Consider the following 23,601-nt stretch of genomic DNA (forward strand, 5'->3'; position numbering starts at 1 on the left):
GCATCACATACCGACCTTGTCTTTATTTTTCAACCCGCGGCCCAGATAGGCCTCGATCACGGCCTCGTTTTGCATGATCGTATCGGGATGCCCCTTGGCGAGGACTTTCCCCTCAGCCATCACGATCACCGGATCACAGAGCCGGCCGATGAAATCCATATCGTGCTCAATGACGCAGAACGTATAGCCACGCTCTTTGTTAAGGCGGATAATCGCATCGCCGATCGTGTTCAAAAGCGTGCGGTTTACGCCTGCGCCGACCTCATCAAGGAAAACGATCTTTGCATCCACCATCATCGTGCGGCCAAGCTCCAGAAGCTTCTTCTGCCCGCCCGAGAGATTGCCTGCCTTTTCGTCGCGCAGATGCGAAATCGTTAAGAAATCGAGGACCTCATCCGCTTTTTTGAGAAGGGCTGCCTCCTCCTGCGCGATGCGCGCGCGCATCACCCAAGTCTTCCACAAGCTTTCGCCAGTTTGCCCCGCAGGAACCATCATCAGATTCTCGCGCACGGTCATGGAGGAAAACTCATGTGCGATCTGGAAGGTCCGCAGCAATCCCTTATGGAATAGCTCATGTGGCGGAAGGCCGGTGATATCCTCGCCATCCATCAAAACGCGACCTGACGTCGGTTCATGAACCCCGGCGATCACGTTGAAAAGCGTGGATTTTCCGGCCCCATTCGGGCCGACGAGTCCGGTTATGGTGCCGGTGCCAATTTCAATACTGGCGCCGTCGACGGCGCTGAAACCGCCGAACTTTTTATGCAGGTTCTCAACCCTGATCATTCGCCTTTGTCCCCTGTAAGGCTCCGAAGTCTTCACATTGTGTGAAGCGCGCCGTTTAACGGCTTTAGTCTCCGGAATAAAGACAGCCCGGATTGCTCCGGGCTGCAAAACACGATGTGCCGCAAATTAGCGGTATTGAACAGTCTCGATCTTGCCGTCCTTGATCTCGATTTCACGGAACGTACCCGAGCTTTCGCCGTTCCCGATGAACTCAACCGAGGACGCGCCCTGATAATCGATATCGGTGCCTGCTTTGATCAATTCGAGGGCTTTGCCCAACTCGCCTGGCAAGATCGGCTCGCCCGGTGCGTTGGCGATATCCATGATTTTGCCTTTGTATACCTGAGGATCCGACGAGCCTGCGGCTTGCATCGCGAGCAACATCAAAGCGGCCGCGTCATAAGCCTCGGAGGCGTAAACGGACGTGCCATCGAAACCGGCTTCGGTTGCCAATGCCACGAATTTGTCTTTGCCTTCGCCCTCGGAAGACGGCATTTGGCCGAACGACCCTTCGAGCTCTGCGGCGAAGTTGTCTTCGAGCGCTTGGCCGACCATCCCGTCCGGGAAGACGAAGGTTTCAAATGCGCCCGAATCAAGCGCGCCGCGCAGAACGCCTGCGCCGCCTTGGTCAACGTAGCCCGCGATCACCAGCGCATCACCGCCAGCCGACGCGAGAGCGCCAACTTCGGCGGAGTAGTCCGCTTTGCCGTCGTCATGCGCCGCGTTGATCGTGACCGATCCGCCCGCAGCTTCGAAGGCGGCGGCGAAGCTATCGGCCAGACCTTTGCCGTAGTCGTTGTTTGTATAGGTCAGAGCGACGGATTTAATGTCGTGCTCCATCAGGATTTCGGTCATCACGACGCCTTGGCGCGCATCAGATGGCGAGGTGCGGAAGAACAGTCCATCATCCGGCAGATCCGACAGCGCTGGCGATGTCGCGGAAGGCGAAATCATGACCATGCCGTTTGGCATCGCAACGTTTTGCAAGGACGCGGTCGTCTCGCCCGAGCACATGCCGCCCATGATGCCTTTGACCTTGTCGGACGTGATCAATTTCTCAACGCCTGCGGTCGCGGCAGCCGCGTCAACACAGGTGGAGTCCGAGCGCACCGGAACAACCGTGCTACCGTCGAGCAACATCCCCGAGTCGGAGACTTCCTTCATTGCAAGCTCCGCGCCCGATGCCATCGCAGGCGACATCGATTCGAGCGGACCGGTAAACCCGAGCGAAATCCCCATTTTGATTTCTTCGGCATTCGCCATCCCGGCAAGCATAATTGCGGTCGTGGCAAGAAGCAGCTTTTTCATACGTAGTCTCCCAAGGTTTAGTCCAGTGTCTGGATCTTTGTCCTGCCTCACACGCTAGAGCTTGCCTCGAAAAAAGGGAAGCCGTCTGAAACAGGGGATATTGCGAAATTGCGGCGCGCGAGGGGGCTGCGGCGCTTGATGGTTAATTGCCCGCCCCATCGTCAAAGTCATCCGCATCCGAGTCATCATCGAAGTCGTCCAGCTCGGGATCAAAGAGCGGAAGCGGTTCCTCCAACGGCGGGCCCTCCACCGTAAGATTGGTGAAGGCACCATCCGAGACGGGACTTTCGTTTACCGCATCCTCAATCAGATCGGAGCCGGCCTCGTAATTGCCATCCCCCGCGCCATGCGTTCCACGCTCGCGGTAGGGGGTGGTCTGGTAATGCGCGCGGTAGCATTTGGAGAAATGCGAGGGCGATGCAAAACCGCAGGCCAAGGCAACATTTATCACCGACATTTCCGTTTGCATCAAAAGGTTACGCGCCTTTTGCAACCTGACTTCCATATAATACCGCTTCGGGCTGCGGTTCAGGTAGCGCCGGAACAAGCGTTCGAGCTGACGGGTTGACATGCCGACCTCTTCCGCAAGCACCGACGGGCTGATCGGCTCCTCGAGATTGGCCTCCATCCGTCCGATGACCTGCGCAAGCTTCGGGTGACGCACGCCGATCCTAGTGGGAATGGACAGGCGTTGGCTGTCTTTGTCGGACCGGATCGAGTTATAAATCAGCTGATCTGCAACGCTCGAGGCGAGCTGATCGCCCTGTTGGTGCGCGATCAACTTGAGCATCAGATCAATTGAGGCTGTGCCGCCCGCCGTGCTCATCCGGTTTCCGTCGATAACGAACACTGATTTTGTGAGGTTAACATCCTCGAATTGTTCGGAAAAACTATCCTGATTTTCCCAATGGATCGTCGCGCGTTTGCCGTCCAGAAGGCCCGCCTTCGCGACCGCCCAAGACCCCGTGCACAACCCCGCGACACCCGCGCCGCGTCGCGCTTCGCGCCGCAACCAGTTCAAAATCGGCTTGCTGGTTGCCTCCGCCACGTCGACCCCGCCACACACCATGACGGTATCATCGCGCGAAATTTCCTCCAAACCGAGATCAAGCCGGATCCGCGCCCCGTTCGAGCACCGTGCCTCAACGCCGCCTTCACCCGCCAAAACCCATGAATACAGCTGCCGCCCCGATACACGGTTGGCGAGGCGTAAAGGTTCAACGGCGCCCGCGAAGGACATCATCGTAAACCGATCCAGCAAAAGGAACACAAACCGATAGGGCTTGGGATCGGACGGCTGGATGTTGGTGGCACGCCGTGTGGCGCTGGGGGGAGGCGTGAGAGGCATTTGCGACCTGTTGATGTCGGATTTGGCGAGATAAACGAGGAATTTACGGCGGCGCAAGAGAAATTGAGGCGCGCATGGCTGGCCTATCCATTGGGGTAAACACATGTGCTGACGCTAGGGATAGAGTCGCTGCCTTTTTAAGCATTCGAAAAAGAGGGTTTGTAAGCGCCAATTGGCGCGTCTATAGGTAATCCCACACGTTTTTCTAAGGTAGTTCGGGAGTAGATCATGGCATGGACAAAAGCTGACTGGCGCGCAAAACCGCGGGTACAGATGCCCGATTATCCGGATCAAGCGGCCCTGAACGCGGTCGAAGCGCAATTGGGCAAGATGCCGCCGCTCGTTTTTGCGGGTGAAGCACGTCGCCTGAAAGCCCAGCTTGCCGAGGCGGGCGCGGGGCGCGCGTTCTTGTTGCAAGGCGGTGATTGCGCGGAAAGCTTTGCAGAATTCTCTGCCGACAATATCCGCGATACATTCAAAGTCATGTTGCAGATGGCGATCGTTTTGACGTGGGGCGCGAAAGTTCCTGTCATCAAGGTTGGCCGGATGGCAGGGCAATTCGCCAAACCGCGGTCGGCACCGACCGAAGTCATCGGCGGCGTGGAATACCCGAGCTACCGCGGCGATATCATCAACGGGTTCGACGCCACGATGGAAGCGCGCCTGCCGGAACCCGCGCGCATGTTGCAAGCCTACACGCAAGCCGCGGCATCTCTGAACCTACTGCGCGCGTTTTCGACCGGTGGCTATGCCGATATTCACCGTGTGCAATCCTGGATCTCGGGCTTCGCGGAAGAACCTGCGGCGGCGCGCTATAAAGACATCGCGCAACGCATTGAAGATTCACTCGATTTCATGTCTGCTGCTGGTGTGACATCTGCCACCGCGCATGAGCTTGCGCAGGTTGATTTCTACACCTCGCATGAATCTCTCCTGCTGGAGTATGAGGAGGCGCTGTGCCGTGTCGACTCGACGTCCGGTCTGCCGGTTGCGGGATCGGGGCACATGCTTTGGATCGGGGATCGCACCCGCCAGCCGGACGGCGCGCATGTTGAATTCTGTTCGGGCGTGCAAAACCCGATCGGTTTGAAATGCGGCCCGACGACAACAGCGGAGGACCTCAAAGTCCTGATGGCAAAGCTCAACCCCGAGAATGAAGCGGGTCGTTTGACGCTGATCGCGCGGTTTGGGGCGGGCAAGGTCGGTGATCATCTTCCACGCCTCGTCGAGACGGTGAAAACCGAGGGCGCGAATGTGGTCTGGTCCTGCGATGCGATGCATGGCAACACGATCAAATCGGCGTCTGGCTATAAAACACGGCCGTTCGACGCGGTGTTGCAAGAGGTGCGCGAGTTCTTTGCCGTGCACCGCGAGCAAAACACCATTCCGGGCGGCGTGCATTTCGAAATGACCGGTAAAGACGTTACCGAATGCACGGGTGGTGTGCGTGCGGTCACGGACGAGGATCTCTCCGATCGTTACCATACCGCTTGCGATCCGCGTTTGAACGCGTCGCAATCGCTGGAGCTGGCCTTCCTCGTTGCCGAAGAGCTCACCGCACTGCGCAAGGAACGTCGCGCAATCGCGTGAGATTGTTCTTCACCCAAAGGGTGAGCTTTGACGTTTAAGTAATTGAAAAGGCGCCCAAGATTGGGGCGCCTTTTTTAGTTTAAACCTCTCACACGATCCGCATCATGGCGCGCCGTTCTTCCGGCGTCATACGCGCGATCCGCTCGCTGATCTCGGGCGCGGGGGACGCGGGCGGCTGCGAAGCGGTCACTTGGGGCAACGACGTTTGCGCCTTTTGCAAACGCGCTTTAGCAAGGCCACGCTCGGCAGGCGACGGCGATCCTTCCGCAAATTGTGGCATGATCGGCGTCGGTAGACTTTGCTCCATCGGTTTTCCGGCATCGACCGGAGTCATCATGTGCGACGCAATATCGAAACGGCGTGGCTTGCGCCCGATCTCGCCCTCACTCACAAGGCATCCAAGAGCGCGGTTCATATCGCCAAGGTCCGATGTCAGCGGCAGTAACACCAGTTTCGCCGTCAATGTTGGTTTGCCGATGCTGGTCTCCGCAACGAGATCCATCTCAATCGCATTGGGCCCCGCAAAGCAGGCCTCGAGCGCCTCGGCCAAGGGCTTACGGCTTGACGGCGCAAAGAGCGCACTCATCGGCATTCCGCGCACTTCCATCCCCATCAAATCGTTCAAATGCAGGCCCGCGATCCGCATCCGAACCATCCCGGGCGCCACACGCTCAACAATGAACGCATATTCCAAATTCCCGCCGATTCCGCGCGGATCGACATCGGATCGCATCGGAACCGCGCGGCCCTTGCGCAACCCATCCCAATAGCTGCGCATGTCATTGCAAACGCGCGAAGCGAGCCCGCGTCCAAAGTCAGCGACCGAAATTACAGTGCCCGAATTCGTTTCATCATGTTCCATCTGCGTCCATTTCCCAGTCTCCCTCAGGCGACCGTTATCTAGAATGTAGCGCGCTTTGGGGCCGACCCTGCCAAAAACACTTATTCCCGCACCCTGTCAGGGCGCTGGAAGGTGGTGGCGTTAGGTGGCGTGTGTTAACCAATGCACTCAAAATCTTACCTTGAAATTAATATACGCGTTTTGAACGAATTTATGCGTACTAAACTCTTAAATGGTTAAGGAGATCGGGAAAATGCGCGTTAATTCCATGACGGGCTTTGCGTCGTCGCAAGGCGCCGCGTCGGGCTATGAATGGGCGTGGGATATCCGTTCGGTGAACGGCAAAACCCTCGACATAAGGGCGCGGTTTCCGGAGTGGATTGAAGGGCTAGAACCCCTTGTTCGCAAAGCGATTTCGGATGCCGTGGCCCGTGGAAATATCGCGATTTCCTTAAGGGTCAAAAAGAGTGACGAAACGGCAGGTTTGCGCGTATCGCAGCAGGGGTTGCAGGCGGCGATTGACGCGCTTTTGAATGTCCAAAAAACGGCATCCACAGCGGGTTTATCCCTCGCGCCGTTAACAAGTTTCGATTTGCTTAACGTTCGCGGAGTGCTCGAACTCTTCTCCCTCCGAGAGCAGTTCAACCGAGAAACTGCGCGCGCAAGTGCTCGAATCACTGCCGGATTTGCTCACAGAATTTACCAAGATGCGACGCTTTGAGGGCGCGCAGCTCGCCGAGGCGCTTACCAATCAGCTCTTGAAGATCGAGGCCCTCATCGAGGCGGCGGTCATTCAGGCTGAGCGCGATATCCCCGGGCGCCATAGGGCGTTTGTCACCGCGACCCAACGTTTGATCGGGGGCGCGGACGGTCTTGACCCGCAACGGATTGCACAAGAACTCGCGATCCTGGCGATGAAATCGGATGCGACAGAGGAAATCGACCGGCTACGCGCCCATCTCGCAGCGGCGCGGGCTTTGCTCGCGGATCACGGGCCGATCGGGCGCAAATTCGAATTTCTGACGCAAGAGTTCCTGCGGGAGGCAAACACTCTATGCGCCAAATCCGCGTCAACTGGATTGACGGCGATCGGGCTTGACCTCAAGCATGTGATCGACCAGATGCGCGAGCAAATCCAGAACGTGGAGTAAATCATGCTAAGCCAATTTGACTCGATGCAGCGCCGGGGCCTCCTGATTATCCTGTCTTCGCCGTCGGGCGCGGGGAAATCCACGCTGGCCAAGCGATTGATGGCGTGGGATCCAACGCTGTCCTTCTCCGTGTCCGCGACAACCCGCAGCCCGCGGGAGGGCGAAGTTGATGGCCGCGATTATTTCTTCAAACCAAAACCCGAGTTTGAAACCATGGTCGCGGCCGGAGAGATGCTTGAACACGCACAAGTCTTCGGAAATTTCTACGGCACGCCAAAGGCGCCTGTGGAGGCGGCAATGCAGGCTGGGCGCGACACGTTATTTGATATTGATTGGCAGGGTGGTCAACAAATCCGTCGTTCCAGTTTGGGGAAGGATGTCGTTTCGATCTTCATCCTTCCGCCCTCGATCGCCGAGCTTGAGACGCGCCTGCGCGGCCGTGCGCAAGATAGCGAGGAGGTGATCGCCGGCCGGATGGCAAAATCGAGGGACGAGATAAGTCATTGGGCGGAATATGATTATGTCATCGTAAACCGAGACGTCGACGCGGCCGAGGAGGAGGTGAAGACCATCTTGCAAGCCGAGCGCGCGCGGGCGGATCGCCAACCTGGCCTGAACGAATTTGTTCGCGCCCTGAACACGGAGTTTGAAACCCGATGATCTATTCGCTCGACGGCATTTCACCGCAGATCGCGCCAAACGCTTGGGTCGCTCCCGATGCCAATCTCATCGGCAAAGTTGTTTTGGAAGATGAGGCTTCGGTCTGGTTCGGGTGCACATTGCGCGGCGACAATGAGGAAATCCGGATTGGACGGGGATCAAACGTGCAAGAAAACTGCGTGTTGCACACCGATATGGGCTCGCCCCTGATCATTGGCGCGGATTGCACGGTGGGGCATAAAGCGATGTTGCACGGGTGTATTATCGGTGATGGGTCTTTGATTGGAATGGGCGCGATCATTCTGAACGGGGCTAAAATAGGGCGGGGTTGTTTGATCGGGGCAGGGGCTCTGGTCACGGAAAACAAGGATATTCCCGATTGCAGCCTTGTTATGGGAAGCCCTGCCAAAGTCGTTCGGCAATTGGACGAGGCCGCACGTGAGAAACTAAAAGCGTCGGCGGCAGGCTACCGTGCCAATGCGCGACGCTTCGCACAGACACTCGTCCCTTTGTGATCGCACGGGACGCGGCAGGCTACCGCGAGAGATCGGATTTCCGGTTGGGACAAGGCACTTCGATCAGCCGGAAATCCAGACGCGGAAACCGGTTTTCAACCTCTTTACAAATCAATTGCGCGTTGGGAACCGGACGCGAAAAAGCTCGGATGCGCCCAGAATACCCATAATTGATAAGACGATTGGTCAGGTCAAAAACATCATGCCCTGATCCAATCAAGGGCACCATGACAACGTCAGGCGCGACCTGTTCCAAAAACTTCCGCGACACGCTCTCGCCGGTACAGGTTACGACATTGGCGCCGATCAAGCTGCGCAGGGCAGCGGGAATGTCGTGGGTAGGGTCAATCAGAAGTACGCGACGGATCGCGTAAGATTCGCGCGCAAATTGCGCGGCAATTGACGAGTGAACTGCACTCCCAAAGGGCATAATTGCCATAATTCATCCTGAATCTACCCGACGACGCGGGACAAACGACTTCGTCGCTCGGTGGTTAATTCTAACAACCTCCTACCCCAGCGACAAGTTTCAACCCGTGATTGTTCGCGCAAATACGTAAATAAATAATTTATAAAATGCCTGAACCCCGTCCGTTTATGCCGCCACGCGTCAATTTAACCAGAATTTTCAGTGAAATCCGCATTGTCACGCTCTCGTCACGTTCATCACCTTGATTCCATATTAAAGAAGCGGCAATCGTGCCGCGGGAGGCGCCATGGATATGATTTCAACCGACGCAGTTTTGGCAGGGATTCCTAGCCCGACACTGCTTATCGACAAGAACGAGCGGATTGCGCAAACAAACGCCGCGGCGGATAGTCATTTCGGCGCCGTGGCCGGGCGCAGCTTTGTGACTGTGCTGCGCAACCCGGGATTGATTGAGGCGCTGTCAGGGGCGCTTTCGGGCGAGGGCGCGCGCGAATTGCGGATCGTTTCGACATCCGCCGCGCGGATCGACACCCCGATGCTCGTTCGCGTCACACCGTTGACGGGTTCAGCTTACGTGATGATGGTGTTCGAAGATCTCTCCGGCATTGAAGACGCGGAAGCCATGCGCCGCGATTTCGTCGCCAATGTGAGCCACGAGCTGCGTACGCCGCTGACCGCCTTGATGGGTTTTATCGAAACGCTGCGCGGGGCTGCGCGGGATGATCCGGCCGCTCGCGAGCGGTTCTTGTCGATTATGGAGCGCGAAGCGCTCAGAATGAACAGATTGGTGGGTGATCTTCTGTCGCTCAGCCGCGTGGAGGCCGAAGAACGTCGTCGCCCCGAGCACCCCGTCGATCTTTCGCTTGTTGTCCAATCCGTGATGCAGTCGCTTCGTCCGCACGCGCAAACGGCCAATGTAACGTTCGACCGCATCGGAGAAACAGGCCCGTTGAAAGTGCCCGCCGATGCCGATCAAATCACGCAAGTTCTGACCAACCTCATTGAAAACGCGATGAAATACGGCGGAAGCGGAGGGCGTGTCGAGATTAAGCTGCACCGGATCGCGCATGAGCCGGTTCTGCGCGGGCCCGCTATTGCGGTTGAGGTGCGCGATTTCGGCGAGGGTATTGCGCCGCAGCATATCGCGCGCCTGACAGAGCGCTTCTACCGCGTCGACACGCACCGCTCACGCGAGCAAGGCGGCACGGGCTTGGGCCTTGCCATCGTAAAACATATCATCTCACGCCATCGCGGGCGGCTCAAAATAACCTCCGAACAAGGGGTAGGGTCTTGTTTCGCGGTGCTGTTGCCCGAATCCTGATCCGAACGATGCATCCCACGGGCGGTTGCCTGCCTGTCTAAGATGCGGCTATGGAAAGCCGCTAGACTTGCGCAACTTAAGCGTTACTCTAGTGCCAACCTATTGATTTTTCGGGAGAGGTCTATGACCCGCCACACGATATCCGCCACCCCAACCCAGCCCATTGAAGGCCAGAAGCCCGGCACATCGGGCCTGCGCAAAAAAGCCAAAGTCTTCGCGAACGCGCCCTATCTCGAAAACTTCATCCAAGCGACGTTCGACGCACTTGGCGGCGTTGAGGGAAAGACGCTGGTTCTGGGCGGTGATGGGCGTTGGTTCGGTGTGGAGGCCGCGCAGATCATCTTGAAGATGGCGGCCGCAAACGGGGCCGAACGGGTGATCGTCGGGCAGGGCGCTTGGCTCTCGACACCGGCGGCCTCGCATTTGATCCGGTTGCGCGGCGCTGACGGAGGGCTGATCCTCTCGGCCAGCCATAACCCGGGCGGACCGGAAGAAGATTTCGGCGTGAAGTATAACATGGCCAATGGTGGACCCGCGCCTGAAAGCGTGACCGATGCAATTTTCGCGCGCACGAAAGACATCACCCAGTATTTCGTGCTCGATTGCGCAGATGCCGATCTGCAAACCTGCGGAGAAGTTCAAATGGGGGGGATGACTGTCGAAGTCGTCGATCCTGTCCACGCATATGCAGATCTGATGGAAACTCTCTTCGATTTCAACGTCTTGAAGGGCGCATTTAAATCAGGTTTCAAGATGCGTATGGATAGTATGTGCGCGATCACAGGGCCCTATGCGCGCGAAATCTTTGAAAATCGTCTCGGCGCGGCGTCGGGTACGGTCGTCCACGGTGATCCATTGCCCGATTTCGGCGGCATGCATCCTGATCCGAACCCGACATGGGCGCATGAGTTGATGGCAGAAATGATGGGCGCAGATGCGCCTGATTTCGGCGCAGCTTCGGACGGAGACGGGGATCGTAACATGGTGTTGGGCGCGGGATGCTACGTGTCGCCCTCCGACAGCCTTGCCGTGCTCGCCGCGAATGCGCATCTCGCGAAGGGCTATGCGCAAGGGTTGAAGGGTGTTGCGCGTTCGATGCCGACGTCAGCCGCGGTGGACCGCGTTGCGCAAGCCAAGGGCTTGACGTGCTACGAGACGCCAACGGGATGGAAATTCTTCGGAAATCTCCTCGACGCGGGACATGTCACGCTTTGCGGCGAAGAAAGTTTCGGAACCGGGTCAGATCACGTCCGTGAAAAGGACGGTCTCTGGGCGGTTTTGATGTGGCTCAACATCCTCGTGTCAACTGGTAAGAGCGTCTCGCAATTGCTTGAAGATCATTGGAAAACCTATGGGCGGAACTACTACTCGCGCCATGATTTCGAGGCACTGCCCATTGATCAAGCCAATAGCCTGATGGGCGATCTGCGCGCCAAACTCGCAGAGTTGAAGGGACAACAGATCGGTGATCTTGTGGTCGCGGATGCGGATGATTTTGCCTATCTGGATCCGGTTGATGGCTCGAAATCGCAATCGCAGGGCCTGCGTATCCTGTTTGAAGGCGGGTCGCGGATCGTTCTACGCTTGTCGGGTACGGGGACCGAGGGCGCGACGTTGCGACTTTATCTTGAGCGTTACGTTGGACCAGAGGGCGATCTATCGCTCGATCCGCAGCTGGCACTCAAGCCCATGATCGACGCGGCCGAGATGCTTGCCGAGATCACCAAACGGACGGGGCGCGTTGCGCCTGACGTGATCACCTAAAAGAAGACCGCTCGTAGCGTCCTTTGAAAACGACGTTACGAGCGGGGTCTGCGCTAAGGAGAGAGCGTCTTGAAAATAAGATCAGTTTAACTCCTATAATCAGTATTATGTAACTATACTAGATAGAAATACGCGAGGAAACATGAGCTTCCACGCGTATCCCTATGGAATTGAACGCAAAAAGACTTACGGAATGAGGATCGTCGAACCTGTCGTCTGACGTGCCTCCAATGCATCTTGCGCCTGACCTACCTCTGACAATGCATAGCGCCCAGAGATCGTGATCTTGATCGCGCCGCTCTCGATGAGATCAAACAAAGAGGAAGCCGCCTGCGCCATCCAACCTGGCTTTGCGGTGTGATGGAACAACGTTGGTCGCGTAAGCCGCAAGGACCCTCGCGTCAGGTCGTTGATCGTGAACTCTTTGCTCGGCCCGGAGCTTTGCCCGAAGGACACAAGTGTTCCGAACCGCTGCAACACGTCGAGCGAACGCATCACCGTATCCGCACCAACGGAATCGTATACCGCAGGAACGCCTTCGCCGCCCGTGATCTCCATGACACGTGCAACGAAATCCTCGCTCCGATAATCGATGACATGCGCATAGCCATGAGCCCGAGCGAGCGCACATTTCGTTGCGCCGCCAGCCGTACCGATCGCCGTGACGCCCATCGCTTTTAGCCACTGACCCGCGATCAGTCCAACGCCGCCAGCCGCCGCGTGAACCAATACCGTGTCACCCCGTGAAACGGGATAGCTATGCGTAATCAGGTAGTTGACAGTCAATCCTTTCAGCATGACCGCAGCGCCAATCTCATCTGAAATCCCGTCCGGCAGAACGACAACGGACGCCTCGGGCACGACGCGATGGCTGCTATACGCGCCTCCGCCCGCGATCACATACGCAACCCGCGTACCGACTTTTAGCGTGACATCCGGCCCAACCGCCTCAATCACGCCAGCCGCTTCGCCGCCGGCCACGAAATTTGGTGGCACAGGGTAAAGACCGGTGCGTTGGTAGATATCGATGAAATTCAGCCCCACAGCCGTCTGCCGGATCAGAATCTCGCCTGCGGCGGGTTCGGGGCAATCAATTTCTACCCGTGCGAGCTGGTCTGTGCCGCCTGCTTCTTTCACAACGATCTTATATGGCATTGAGCCTCCCAGTTGGTTAACTTTCGCGCGTAACACGTTGCGAAATATGTCTAAAATGAATACAAAAGAACGGCCATGCACGGTGCGATGGCATCTCCCCGCGACACCTTTGCACTCGTCTGCGCCTGCGTCAATTCCGTCAGGCGGTCATAGCGGCATCACGACGCTTGCCATTGGCTGGCAGATTGGCCAATAGAGATTGACCCCACCAGTTCGCTGCGCCGCGGACATTTGGCAAAGGAACCGCACATGGCCTTCACTCAAGCGTTCAACCGTTCAATCAAAATCGCTCCGTCGATCCTGTCCGCCGATTTCGCGAATTTCGGCGCGGAATGTCAGGCGATTGAGGCGCAGGGCTGTGACTGGGTACATGTCGACGTGATGGATGGCCATTTCGTTCCCAATATCACCTTCGGACCGGCGACCTGTGCCGCAATTCGCCCGCATATCAAAGGGGTGATGGATGTGCATTTGATGATTGCCCCCGTCGATCCCTATATTGACGCGTTTGCGACGGCCGGTGCCGATGTGATTACGGCACATCTTGAGGCTGGCCCGCATATTCACCGCACATTGCAAGCCATCCGTGGCGCAGGCGCGAAGGCCGGTCTTGCGATCAATCCCGGAACGGGGCTCGACGATGTGAAGCATTTGCTCGACATGGTTGATCTTGTTTGCATCATGACAGTTAACCCAGGCTTTGGCGGCCAGAAGTTCATTCACTCGCAGGTCGAGAAAGTTCGTGATTTGCGCGCGATGATCGGTGATCGTCCCGTCCATATCGAGATCGACGGTGGCGTCACGGTCGAGACCGCACCGCTTGTTGCGGCAGCCGGTGCGGATGTTCTGGTTGCCGGATCGGCGGTGTTCAAAGGCGGTTCCGTCAGCAACCCCGCGCCTTACGGCGAGAATATCCGCGCGATCCGTGCCGCAGCCGAAGCCGCCTGCGCGTAAGAGCAAAGGCGATGACGATCTCCGCGCCCTGCCCTATAATCTTCGATCTTGACGGCACCTTGATCGACAGCGCGCCCGATATTCACGCCACCGTAAACCGGACGCTCCAAGCCTATGGCTACGGTGGTTTGAGCTTCGCGCAGGTGCGCAGCTTCATCGGGCACGGGGCTCCGCATCTGATCGAGCGCGTTATCGGGACGCTCCCGAATGCGCTCGATGCGGACATGAAGGCCTCGTTTCTGAACGATTTTCTGCGCGCGTATGATCAGGCGGTCGATCTCACGCATCTCTACCCCAATGTGCGCGGAGCATTGCAACACCTGATGGACAACGGCCATCCTTTGGCGATTTGCACGAACAAACCTGTGCAGCCGACGCAGTCAATCCTCGCACATCTCGGGATCTCTGATTTCTTTAAGCCGGTGATTGGTGGCGACAGTTTGACCACCAAAAAACCCGACCCGGCCCCTTTGCGCGCTGTGCTGGCGACGCTTTCATGCGATCCTGCAAACGCGCTTTATGTCGGGGATAGCGAAGTCGACGCGCAAACTGCGCAGGCTGCGGGGGTTTCATTCGCGCTTTACGCGCACGGGTACCGGAAATCGAGCTGCGCCGAGATCGCATCGCGCTTTGGCTGCGCGTTGATTTTCGATGATTTCACCGAACTCACGGCCTTTATCGATACCAAAACTCCTCCCATCACGGCCCCTTGATGCAAAGCGCGCAAGCCACGCTTGAACACGCGCGGGATGCACGTAAATATAGACCCAAAGCTGATCTGCATGCAGATCCGGCGCTAGAAAATGGAGAAAATCATATGGACCTGCGGCAGATCACACCCGATTTCGCGGTTGCCCCTCAGATCGAGACGGAGGACCTACAGGCACTTGCAAACGCAGGCTATCGCGCCGTGATCTGTAACCGTCCTGATGACGAGGTCGGCGGGGATCTCAACTCGCAAATGATGTCGCAACATGCGGCGGAGGCAGGGCTCGCGTTTCATTATCTCCCATACTATCCGGGCGCGATGACGCCTGAACTGGTTGCGGAGTTTGAAACTGCCCTCGCGACCATTGACGGCCCGGTGTTTGCCTATTGCCGCTCCGGCACGCGCTCATCCCATTTGTGGGCGATGAGCCAAGCGGGCCATCGGCCCACACAAGAGATCCTCTCGCTTGCGGCTGAGGCGGGTTACGACAATCGCGCAATGGCCGGACTATTGGAAAGCCACGGCGCGCAGCGCAGCGCGAAATAACGCGGCATCCAATTCCCGAAAGACGAAAATGCGGCGCAATTTGTGCCGCATTTTGCTTTCAAAAATCGCCTTTATCACGCATTTAAATGACATATTTTCACTTTCTCGACAAATCTATTCGATCATGCAAGCTTTCAAACTGGGATAAGTGTTGGTGATTAGAGGACCAAGGCTTAGCTCCGGTGAAACGATCTGATCACGGACGCGATATGCTAAATCATCTGGACGATCTCTTTCAGGCGACAACAGTTGACTCACTTTGGAACCGTCACGTCGCTTGGATGCGGTCATACGGGTTTAGTTGTGTGACCTACTGGTCCACACGATTTCGCACGGAAAAAAACCTCGGCCAGATTGATGATATGCTGGTGCTAAGCAATCTGCCCACGGCCTATATCGACAACTATATCGGCCAACGCCTGTTTGAGCACGAGCCCATCATCCGCGGCGCGCAGACCCATAGCCGAAGCTGCATGTGGAGTTGGTTCGATGCGCAAGCCCGCACCAATAGCCTCTCCGAGGTTCAGATGTCGCTTCATGCCTTGAACCAGTCGTATGGTTTACGCTCGGGGGTCTCGCTCGCGTTTCCGGAAAATTCCGCCCGATCCTTCAGTATGATGAACCTTTGCGCCGAGTTGCCAATCAGCCAGCCTGCGCTGGATGAGATGTGGAACGACATCGCGCAAGAGGTCTTCATCCTCGCATCCGTTTTCCATATGCGGGTGAACCAAATGCCCCATCCGAGCGTTCGGCAAGTTTTGACGAAGCGTCAACGCGAAGTGCTCGAATGGGTCGGCGATGGCAAGACAACCGCTACCATCGCGACGATTATGGGGCTCACGCCCACCACTGTTGAAAAGCACCTTCGGTTGGCGCGTGAAGCCCTGGATGTTGAAACCACCGCGCAGGCAGTGTTGAAGGCGTCAATCCAGAAACAGATCTATGTCTTGCCGCACCCTACTCTGCCAGACGACATTCACCTGCCCACTCACCCCCACTGCGTCAGGACCGCGTCGGATCCCCAGCACGGCGCGCGAGAGATGACGCCGAACGCGAGCGCCGTGCGGAAGGATGCATCCAATGATCCCTCGGACGCGCAGCAATAAAAGCGACGAATCTCACGTTAAACGAGACTTAAACGCGAATTTTACATGCATATTAGACAACTTAGACGTGCGTCCATGAGTATAATCGTGCTTGTGGCATCGCCTAAGAGTTATATAATGACCGAACAATCTGCGGTTTTTGCTTCGACGTGATAAAAAAGCTTACCTAATGGTAACTTCTGGAATCCCTCACTAGATTACGAGCACGAAGTAGGGCAGTATCCAACAGTTCCATGAGTGGTGGCTTCGGCCAGGGAACAGGGGTTCGCCCCATCGGGAAACCGGGATGTGGTCTGCGCGTTTTAGTGTGGTGTGTTGTGTAATTTGCAGATCACAGCCGGTTCTCCTAAATCAAGTCATCCCCCAATCAAGTCATCCCAGATGTGATGTACTATCCGGATCGTCGTCGTGATGTACGGCGCCGTCGTCATTGGGCGGTGAACGTAAGGATTGTATGCCCCCAAAATGAAAAACGCCGCCCCGAAGGGCGGCGCTTCATAACAGTGCTTAAGAAAATTAAGCGCCAGACATGGTCTTAGCGACCTCAGCTGCGAAATCTTCTTTCTCGACAACAATGCCTTCACCAACTTCGACGCGTGCGAAGGAGAGGATCTCCACGCCAGCTTCTTTAGCGGCTTGACCGACAGTGATGTCCGGGTTGATGACGAATTTCTGGTTGAGAAGCGTAACTTCTTCCAGGAATTTCTGCATCCGGCCTACGATCATCTTTTCGATCACGGCCTCAGGCTTGCCCAACTCGCGCGCGATGTCGATCTGAACTTGACGCTCTTTCTCGACGACTGCTGGCGACAGGTCAGCTTCCGACAGCGATGCAGGGTTCGTCGCAGCGATGTGCATCGCGACTTGCTTCCCGAAAGCTTCGTTCTCGGCCGACATGGCCACCAGAACACCGATTTTGCCCATGTTCGGCGCAGCAGCGTTGTGCACGTAGGACACAACTGCCGGACCTTCAACGCGCTCCATGCGGCGGATGGTCATGTTCTCGCCGATGACAGCAACAGCCTCGGTCACAACCGTCTCAACGGTTTTGCCGTTCAGATCAGCCGCTTTGAGCGCATCGATATCCGAAACGGTCAGTGCAACAGTCGCGATGCCCGCAACCATTTTCTGGAAGTCAGCGTTCTTACCAACGAAGTCGGTTTCGGAGTTCACTTCAACCGCAACGCCAACGCCGCCTTCAACTGCAACAGCCGTGAGGCCCTCAGCAGCAACGCGACCCGATTTTTTCGCGGCTTTCGCGAGACCTTTGGTGCGGAGCCAGTCAACAGCGGCTTCCATGTCACCATTGTTTTCGGTCAGCGCTTTTTTAGCGTCCATCATGCCTGCGCCGGTGGATTCGCGCAGTTCTTTCACCATAGCTGCGGTGATTGCCATATTGGCTCTCCTCGAATGAAATGCCTATGGCAGGGTTACCCCTGCCCGGTATCAAAGATGTGACATCCAAGATGCACGTCTTAGCGTGACGAGAGGCGCCATATCGGGCGCCTCTCAAATCAATCAGGCTTCAGCGGCTTCTTCTTCCGGTGCGTCTTCCAACGCGCCGAGATCAACGCCAGCAGCGCCCATTTGCGCGGTCATACCGTCGAGCGCGGCGCGCGAAACGAGGTCGCAGTAGAGTGCGATTGCGCGAGCAGCATCGTCGTTGCCTGGGATCACGTAATCAACGCCTTTTGGCGAGCAGTTGGTGTCAACCACAGCCACAACCGGAATACCCAGCTTTTGAGCTTCCAAGATTGCGAGATCTTCTTTGTTCACGTCGATGATGAACAGCAGATCAGGAAGGCCGCCCATGTCGCGGATACCGCCCAAGGACGCTTCGAGTTTGATCTGCTCGCGTTCCATGCCGAGGCGCTCTTTCTTGGTGAGGCCTTCTGCACCGCTTGCCATCACTTCGTCGATTTGCTTGAGGCGCGCGATCGACTGGGAAACGGTTTTCCAGTTGGTCAGCGTGCCGCCGAGCCAGCGGTGGTTCATGTAGTACTGTGCGCATTTCTCAGCAGCTTCAGCAACTTGCTTTGCCGCTTGGCGCTTGGTGCCGACGAACAGAACGCGGCCACCTTTTGCGACGGTGTCACGGACAGCTTGCAAAGCAGCGTCCAGCATCGGCACGGTTTGGGTGAGGTCGAGGATGTGGATCCCGTTACGCTCGCCGTAGATGAACTCGCCCATGCGCGGGTTCCAGCGTTGCGTTTGGTGACCGTAGTGAACGCCAGCTTCGAGGAGCTGACGCATCGAGAATTCGGGAAGCGCCATTATATTGGTCCTTTTCCGGTTTAAGCCTGAGCGGGGGATGAGGGCATAACCCAACCGGTGGACTGTTCAAGGATTTCTCCCCTGAGAGCCCGCCCCCGCCTGTGAAGTGCGCGCGAGATAACGCGGTTTTGCCTGTGCTGCAAGGATGAAATGCGGGGTTTTGGATCAAAACACGCGCAAAGCGGCTTTTATGTCGGTTTACCGCCCAATCCGTGTGAGGGGCCGCGATTTAGGGCTGCCAACCGCCCTGTTTTGGCGGCTCTTCCGGCTTCTCGGGGGGCGCGATGCCGTAGCGGCCGGCCTGCTCTTGCGTCCAAAGAACGTCAATCGTCCAGCCGGTTTCCGTCTGGCGCTCGGCCACGATGACATTGGCCTCATGCAGCCAGGCGCGCTTGTCGCCCTGCGCAAAGGTCAATTCCAACCGCGCCCGCTCTTTGGCTTGGGTCAGATGCGCCTCAATCGCCGCGAGCAGCGTCGGAATTCCGTCCCCTGTGAGCGCCGAGATCGATTGCACATCTGCGCTATGATCGTTTTTGCCCAAAAGCGATTGACGCATCTCGGCGGACAGGCTGTCAATTTTATTCCAGACCTCAACGAAAGGCACATCCTCGTCGACGCCGAGAGATTCGAGGATCTCGCCCACATCCGCTGCCTGTTCTTCCGTCTCGGGGTGCGAAATGTCGCGCACATGCAGCACGAGATCCGCCTCCAGCACTTCTTCAAGCGTCGCGCGGAAGGAAGCAACGAGCTGGTGTGGCAAATCCGAGATAAACCCGACCGTATCCGATAAGATCACCTTGCGACCAGACGGCAAGGTCAGCCCGCGCATCGTCGGGTCCAGCGTGGCAAACAGCATATCCTTTGCCATCACATCCGCGCCGGTGACATAGTTAAACAACGTCGACTTGCCGGAGTTCGTGTACCCCACAAGCGCCACCACAGGGAACGGCACCTTGCGCCGCGCCGCACGGTGCAGCTCGCGTGTCTTGCCGACCTTATCGAGCTGACGCTTGATGCGAATGACCTGATCATCAATGGCGCGGCGATCGGCCTCGATCTGTGTTTCGCCCGGCCCGCCGACAAACCCCAACCCGCCACGCTGGCGTTCAAGGTGGGTCCATGCCCGCACGAGCCGCGTGCGCTGATACAGCAACGCCGCAAGCTCAACTTGCAAGACGCCCTCCCGCGTGCGCGCACGGTCAGCGAAAATCTCCAAAATCAGGCCGGTCCGGTCAAGCAGCTTGACGCCCCATTCCTTCTCCAAGTTGCGCTGCTGAACGGGCGTCACCGGCCCATCCACCAAAACCAACTCGATATGGTCTGATTTCAATTTTTCTTTCAGCTCGGCCATCTTACCCGTGCCGAACAGATGCCCCGCATGGGCTTTGGGCAGGCGCACAACCTCCCCGCCCAAGACATCGATTCCGGGCAGCGCCGCCGCCAATGACACCGCCTCCGCCAAGCCATGTTCTGGCATACGACGGTGCAGCCCCCCCTTCATATCAGGATGGAGCACGTAAGCGCGGGTCGGCTCTGCCTCGGAAGAATGCGTCAAGGTTACTCTTCGCCCTCATAGAGCGAAATCGGTGCGCCCGGCATGATCGTCGAGATCGCATGCTTGTAGACAAGCTGCGATTGACCATCACGGCGCAAAAGCACACAAAAATTATCAAACCACGTGATAACGCCCTGAAGCTTCACGCCGTTGATCAGGAAAATCGTGACCGGAACTTTAGTCTTGCGGACGTGATTAAGGAAAGCGTCCTGAAGGTTTTGTTTATCTGCAGCCATTTGTCTTAGCCTTGTTCTTGACGGCCCTTTCGCGACTACCAGCAGAGATGTCTGGCAGAGGGCCAGACGGCAGCTTGTGGCGGGAGACCGTACCGCCACGTGCTAACTATGCCGAATGGAACCGGAGTTTCCAGCCCTAAAAATAAAACATATGGCGGACCGACATAAATCATCGCAAACCTGTGCCGCTTTCGCATCGCTCATCTGCGACGGCGACCGGTTTGCGAAGCGCCCCGCGTGACCCCCAAATGCCGTCAGGCGCGCCAGAAATCAGGGTTAAAGAGCGCAATCAGCGCCAGCGTCTCCAGCCGCCCCAAGACCATCGCCAAAGCCAGCACCGCCTTCGTGAGATCCGATAGATCGGCCCAAGACAATGGCGCATCGCCCGCGACAACCGCCAGCGGCCCGGTGTTCGACAAAGCCGCAATCGACAGGATCGTCGCAGGCTCGAAAGGCAAACCTGTCGCGGACACCGCCATCATCACTGCCGCGACAGACAGCGCGAACAGCATGAAGAAGATCCACGCCATATATGCGCCCTCGCGCCGCAACCGCCGCGCCATCTCACCGCCGCCGCCAATGGAGGAGGGATGAACGATGCGTTCCAACTCGCGCTCTCCGTGGCGCAAAAGGGCGTAGACGCGCAGCAAACGCACCCCGCCCGCCGTCGTCGCCACACCGCCCCCGATAATCGCCAACCCCGCCAAAATCAGGCCCGACGTGCCCAAGCCAGACCAACTGCGCGCTTCGTTCCAACCCGCCGATTCAAAACCCGTTGTCGTCAGGAAGGACAGGACGGTAAACATGCTACCCCAAATCGATGAAAGCACCATCGTCACGGACGGCTCAACGGCCACTTCGAGCGCCGCGATGAAATGGCGCAAGAACAAGACCGCAGGGACGAAGATCACTATGCCCACCGCGAGCTTGAGTTCGGGATCGCGTGTGATCTTTTCCGACACGCGCAGCTCTCCGCCCCCCGGCCAAAACCGCCGCGTTAGCGCAAAGCCGAGGAAAATGAAGATCATGACCTCCCCGCCAAACCCCGACGGCGCCATGCTCGGGCCGCCGATCGGGGAAATGCCTGACGTCGAAAGCGTCGACATCGCATGGCACAGCGCTATCAGGGGCGTATCCCCTGCTATCAGCAAAACGACCCATAAAAGCGCCGTTAACCCCAGATAAACAGGGCCGATGATCCGCGTGTACCGCAAGATCCGCTCACCCGGATGCGCTGCGCGCTCAAACCCCGACAACGCCGCGGCGCCCGAAAAACCCGCCGCCCGCGACGCCGCCTCGGTCGCTCGCTGGGCCGTATCGGAGGCCGCATTATGGCCCGCCGTCGTACCGCGCGCCGAGAAGAACACTTCGAATCCACCGATCCGCAGGGGCGCCAGCACCGAAATCGCCATGACTAAGATGAAGAACCCGCCCATCCAGCCCACCTGCGCGCGCCAAAGATGCAGCGTATCGGGCAGGCGATCGGGCGAATAGAGCGTGGCGCCTGTTGTCGTCAACGCCGAGACCATCTCCCACCACGCGTTCAAAAGGCCGGTATCAGGAAGGCTTTCGTTGAACGGCACCGCGAACATCAGCGGTAAAATCGTGAAGAAGAACACCATCGCCAAAAGATGGCTGCGTGCGGCAGGGCCGCTCGGGTTTGAGGCCGCAGCGAGGCCGAAAATAACGGTAATCGACAAAAGCAAAATGCCGCCGTAGAAAAAATGCCTTGCAATAACAATGTTATCAACCGCAAGCGCATGGATCGCGGGGACGATCATCGAGATCGCCCCAAGCGCCATCAAGATCACCACGAGGGGAAAATCAGCAAGCTTCCGCATTAGAAGAAATCAATAGAGACCTGCAAGAGGCGCTCTACCTCCGGCACATCGGCGCTCAACGCGAAGAGCGTGATGACATCGCCCTCCTCCACCTTCAGATCGCCGCGCGGCTTTTCAACGCGGTCGCCCTTCTGGATCGCCCCGACCAAAACCCCCTCGGGGAACGGAATATCGCGCACCAGCCGGCCCGAAATTGGCGACGTCCCCAAGACTTGCGCCTCGATGACTTCCGCCTCCGCATCGCCCACCGAATAGATCGCACGCACTTTGCCGTGACGGATGTGGCGCAAAATCGACGACACGGTTGTGGCGCGCGGGTTGATATAAGCATCGATATCAAGCGGCCCCATCAGCCCGACCAAAGTCGGATCGTTCACAAGGCTGATCGCCATTGGACAGCCCGCCTGCTTGGCACGCACCGCGACGAGAATGTTCGTTTTGTCGTCATCAGTCACCACCAGCACCGCATCCGCGCGCTCGATATTGGCTTCCTCCAGCAGCTCTGCTGACATCCCGTCGCCGTGCAAAACGATGGTGCGCTCCAACTCATCGGCGGCGCGCTCGGCCTGATCGCGGTTTTTCTCGATCATCTTCGCGCGCACCCGATCCGTGCGTGCTTCCAAGGCGCGCGCAACGGCGAGGCCGACATTGCCCCCCCCGATAATCACCACGCGCTCTTGCTTTTTCGACGCCTTACCGAAGATTTCAAGTGTCCGGCCGACATCTTCAAAATGCGAGAAGACGTAGATCTGATCGCCCGCGAACAATTGATCGCCTGGCTCTGGCGCGAACAAACGGCCCTCGCGCCGGACGCCGACAACGATCGCGCGCAGCGTCGAGAAGAGCTCCGTCAACTGACGCAAAGGCGTGTTGAGAACCGGACATTCATCTTCCAAAGAGATGCCAAGAAACTGCAATTTTCCGCCCATGAAGCTCTCGGTATCGAAGGTCGAGGGCGCGGCGAGACGTTGCAAAGCGGCCTCAGCGACCTCGCGCTCGGGGCTGATGATAACATCAATCGGCAGGTGGTCGCGGCGGTAAAGATCGCCATATTGCGGCAACATATAACTTTGATTGCGCACCCGCGCGATCTTGCGGGTGATGTTGAACACCGAATGCGCGACTTGGCAGGTCATCATATTGACCTCGTCAGAATGGGTCGCGGCGATCAACAGGTCGCAATCGCGCGCCCCTGCCCGCTCCAACACGTCGGGGTGTGAAGCAAATCCGGTAACCCCTTGAACATCAAGGGTATCTGTCGCTCGGCGCACCAATTCAGGATTGTGATCAACGACCGTTACGTCGTTTCGTTCCCCCGAGAGATGCCGCGCGATTTGCCAGCCGACCTGACCCGCGCCACAGATGATCACCTTCATGCCACTCTCCCGAAAGGGTCAAAGACTTCACATCGCATTTTGCCGCCCGAAGGTCAATTCGCGCGAGAGATAGGGCAATGCCCTGCGCTTTCACAAACCTGAAGCGAAACGTGAGAAACATCTCGCAACCACTTG

The 23,601-nt window shown here is 57.5% G+C and carries 22 protein-coding genes and 1 pseudogene; 11 read left to right on the plus strand and 12 right to left on the minus strand.

What is annotated here, in order from left to right; all coding sequences use genetic code 11:
* Nucleotides 1–3: 3 nt before the first annotated feature.
* The 3 genes and pseudogenes from SJY32_RS06420 to SJY32_RS06430 all read right to left on the minus strand — a co-directional run.
* Nucleotides 4–786 (minus strand): ABC transporter ATP-binding protein, encoded by a 783-nt coding sequence (locus SJY32_RS06420; RefSeq protein WP_376873033.1) that lies wholly within the window; start codon nt 784–786, stop codon nt 4–6.
* A 126-nt stretch (nt 787–912) separates the two neighbouring features.
* Nucleotides 913–2,094, minus strand: coding sequence for an ABC transporter substrate-binding protein (locus tag SJY32_RS06425; protein WP_376873036.1), 1,182 nt, complete (start codon nt 2,092–2,094; stop codon nt 913–915).
* A gap of 340 nt (nt 2,095–2,434) precedes the next feature.
* A pseudogene (locus SJY32_RS06430) lies at nt 2,435–3,442 on the minus strand (GlxA family transcriptional regulator); the annotation flags it as partial.
* A 228-nt stretch (nt 3,443–3,670) separates the two neighbouring features.
* Here SJY32_RS06430 and SJY32_RS06435 point away from each other — a divergent pair.
* A complete protein-coding gene (locus SJY32_RS06435; protein WP_376873039.1) occupies nt 3,671–5,032 on the plus strand; it encodes a class II 3-deoxy-7-phosphoheptulonate synthase in 1,362 nt (453 codons plus the stop codon).
* An 88-nt stretch (nt 5,033–5,120) separates the two neighbouring features.
* Here the strand turns inward: SJY32_RS06435 and SJY32_RS06440 are convergent, their stop codons facing one another.
* Nucleotides 5,121–5,894 (minus strand): PAS domain-containing protein, encoded by a 774-nt coding sequence (locus SJY32_RS06440; RefSeq protein ID WP_376873041.1) that lies wholly within the window; start codon nt 5,892–5,894, stop codon nt 5,121–5,123.
* Between the two features lie 232 nt (nt 5,895–6,126).
* On the opposite strand from SJY32_RS06440, the gene SJY32_RS06445 reads away from it, so the two are divergent.
* From SJY32_RS06445 to SJY32_RS06460, 4 genes are read left to right on the plus strand one after another with little or no spacing between them, the layout of a single operon-like run.
* Entirely contained in the window at nt 6,127–6,594 is a 468-nt protein-coding gene (locus tag SJY32_RS06445) for a YicC/YloC family endoribonuclease (protein WP_376873044.1), read from the plus strand.
* Nucleotides 6,581–7,024 carry an endoribonuclease YicC domain-containing protein gene (locus SJY32_RS06450; RefSeq protein WP_376873046.1) on the plus strand — a complete coding sequence of 148 codons (444 nt, stop codon included), beginning with the start codon at nt 6,581–6,583 and terminating at the stop codon, nt 7,022–7,024. Before SJY32_RS06445 ends, SJY32_RS06450 begins: the two co-directional genes overlap by 14 nt.
* A 24-nt stretch (nt 7,025–7,048) precedes the next feature.
* Complete coding sequence (gmk, locus tag SJY32_RS06455) at nt 7,049–7,684, plus strand: guanylate kinase (RefSeq protein WP_376877618.1); 636 nt, start codon at nt 7,049–7,051, stop codon at nt 7,682–7,684.
* Nucleotides 7,681–8,199, plus strand: coding sequence for a gamma carbonic anhydrase family protein (locus SJY32_RS06460; protein WP_376873048.1), 519 nt, complete (start codon nt 7,681–7,683; stop codon nt 8,197–8,199). Before gmk ends, SJY32_RS06460 begins: the two co-directional genes overlap by 4 nt.
* A 19-nt stretch (nt 8,200–8,218) precedes the next feature.
* On the opposite strand, the gene SJY32_RS06465 is transcribed toward SJY32_RS06460, so the two are convergent.
* Nucleotides 8,219–8,638 (minus strand): hypothetical protein, encoded by a 420-nt coding sequence (locus SJY32_RS06465; protein ID WP_376873051.1) that lies wholly within the window; start codon nt 8,636–8,638, stop codon nt 8,219–8,221.
* Nucleotides 8,639–8,915: 277 nt separating this feature from the next.
* On the opposite strand from SJY32_RS06465, the gene SJY32_RS06470 reads away from it, so the two are divergent.
* Nucleotides 8,916–9,950 (plus strand): ATP-binding protein, encoded by a 1,035-nt coding sequence (locus SJY32_RS06470; protein ID WP_376873053.1) that lies wholly within the window; start codon nt 8,916–8,918, stop codon nt 9,948–9,950.
* 123 nt (nt 9,951–10,073) lie between these two features.
* A complete protein-coding gene (locus SJY32_RS06475) occupies nt 10,074–11,714 on the plus strand; it encodes an alpha-D-glucose phosphate-specific phosphoglucomutase (protein WP_376873055.1) in 1,641 nt (546 codons plus the stop codon).
* A gap of 186 nt (nt 11,715–11,900) precedes the next feature.
* Here SJY32_RS06475 and SJY32_RS06480 read toward each other — a convergent pair whose 3' ends face one another.
* Nucleotides 11,901–12,869, minus strand: a complete 969-nt coding sequence (locus tag SJY32_RS06480; protein WP_376873057.1) for a quinone oxidoreductase family protein — start codon at nt 12,867–12,869, stop codon at nt 11,901–11,903.
* A 249-nt stretch (nt 12,870–13,118) separates the two neighbouring features.
* Here SJY32_RS06480 and rpe point away from each other — a divergent pair, with 249 nt between their 5' ends.
* The 4 genes from rpe (at nt 13,119) to SJY32_RS06500 (ending at nt 16,184) form a co-directional block, all read left to right on the plus strand.
* Complete coding sequence (gene rpe, locus SJY32_RS06485) at nt 13,119–13,823, plus strand: ribulose-phosphate 3-epimerase (protein ID WP_376873060.1); 705 nt, start codon at nt 13,119–13,121, stop codon at nt 13,821–13,823.
* An 11-nt stretch (nt 13,824–13,834) separates the two neighbouring features.
* Complete coding sequence (gene gph / locus SJY32_RS06490) at nt 13,835–14,536, plus strand: phosphoglycolate phosphatase (protein ID WP_376873063.1); 702 nt, start codon at nt 13,835–13,837, stop codon at nt 14,534–14,536.
* Between the two features lie 104 nt (nt 14,537–14,640).
* The gene (locus SJY32_RS06495) at nt 14,641–15,078 is read left to right on the plus strand and encodes a TIGR01244 family sulfur transferase (protein WP_376873066.1); all 438 of its coding nucleotides are present in this window, start codon (nt 14,641–14,643) and stop codon (nt 15,076–15,078) included.
* A gap of 209 nt (nt 15,079–15,287) precedes the next feature.
* A complete protein-coding gene (locus tag SJY32_RS06500; protein WP_376873068.1) occupies nt 15,288–16,184 on the plus strand; it encodes a helix-turn-helix transcriptional regulator in 897 nt (298 codons plus the stop codon).
* A gap of 516 nt (nt 16,185–16,700) precedes the next feature.
* Here SJY32_RS06500 and tsf read toward each other — a convergent pair.
* The 6 genes from tsf to trkA all read right to left on the minus strand — a co-directional run bounded on the left by tsf (nt 16,701) and on the right by trkA (nt 23,466).
* Nucleotides 16,701–17,579 (minus strand): translation elongation factor Ts, encoded by an 879-nt coding sequence (gene tsf / locus SJY32_RS06505; RefSeq protein WP_376873071.1) that lies wholly within the window; start codon nt 17,577–17,579, stop codon nt 16,701–16,703.
* 123 nt (nt 17,580–17,702) lie between these two features.
* Entirely contained in the window at nt 17,703–18,458 is a 756-nt protein-coding gene (gene rpsB, locus SJY32_RS06510; RefSeq protein ID WP_376873074.1) for a 30S ribosomal protein S2, read from the minus strand.
* 229 nt (nt 18,459–18,687) lie between these two features.
* Nucleotides 18,688–19,959, minus strand: coding sequence for a GTPase HflX (gene hflX, locus SJY32_RS06515; protein ID WP_376877621.1), 1,272 nt, complete (start codon nt 19,957–19,959; stop codon nt 18,688–18,690).
* A 56-nt stretch (nt 19,960–20,015) separates the two neighbouring features.
* Nucleotides 20,016–20,249, minus strand: coding sequence for an RNA chaperone Hfq (hfq, locus tag SJY32_RS06520; protein ID WP_376873076.1), 234 nt, complete (start codon nt 20,247–20,249; stop codon nt 20,016–20,018).
* A 254-nt stretch (nt 20,250–20,503) separates the two neighbouring features.
* On the minus strand, nt 20,504–22,090 hold the full coding sequence (locus tag SJY32_RS06525; protein ID WP_376873078.1) for a TrkH family potassium uptake protein: 1,587 nt from the start codon (nt 22,088–22,090) through the stop codon (nt 20,504–20,506).
* A complete protein-coding gene (trkA, locus tag SJY32_RS06530; protein WP_376873081.1) occupies nt 22,090–23,466 on the minus strand; it encodes a Trk system potassium transporter TrkA in 1,377 nt (458 codons plus the stop codon). The genes SJY32_RS06525 and trkA overlap by 1 nt, the downstream gene beginning before the upstream one ends.
* Between the last annotated feature and the right edge of the window lie 135 nt (nt 23,467–23,601).

It is taken from the genome of Albirhodobacter sp. R86504, assembly GCF_042466415.1.
GTDB lineage: Bacteria > Pseudomonadota > Alphaproteobacteria > Rhodobacterales > Rhodobacteraceae > Albirhodobacter.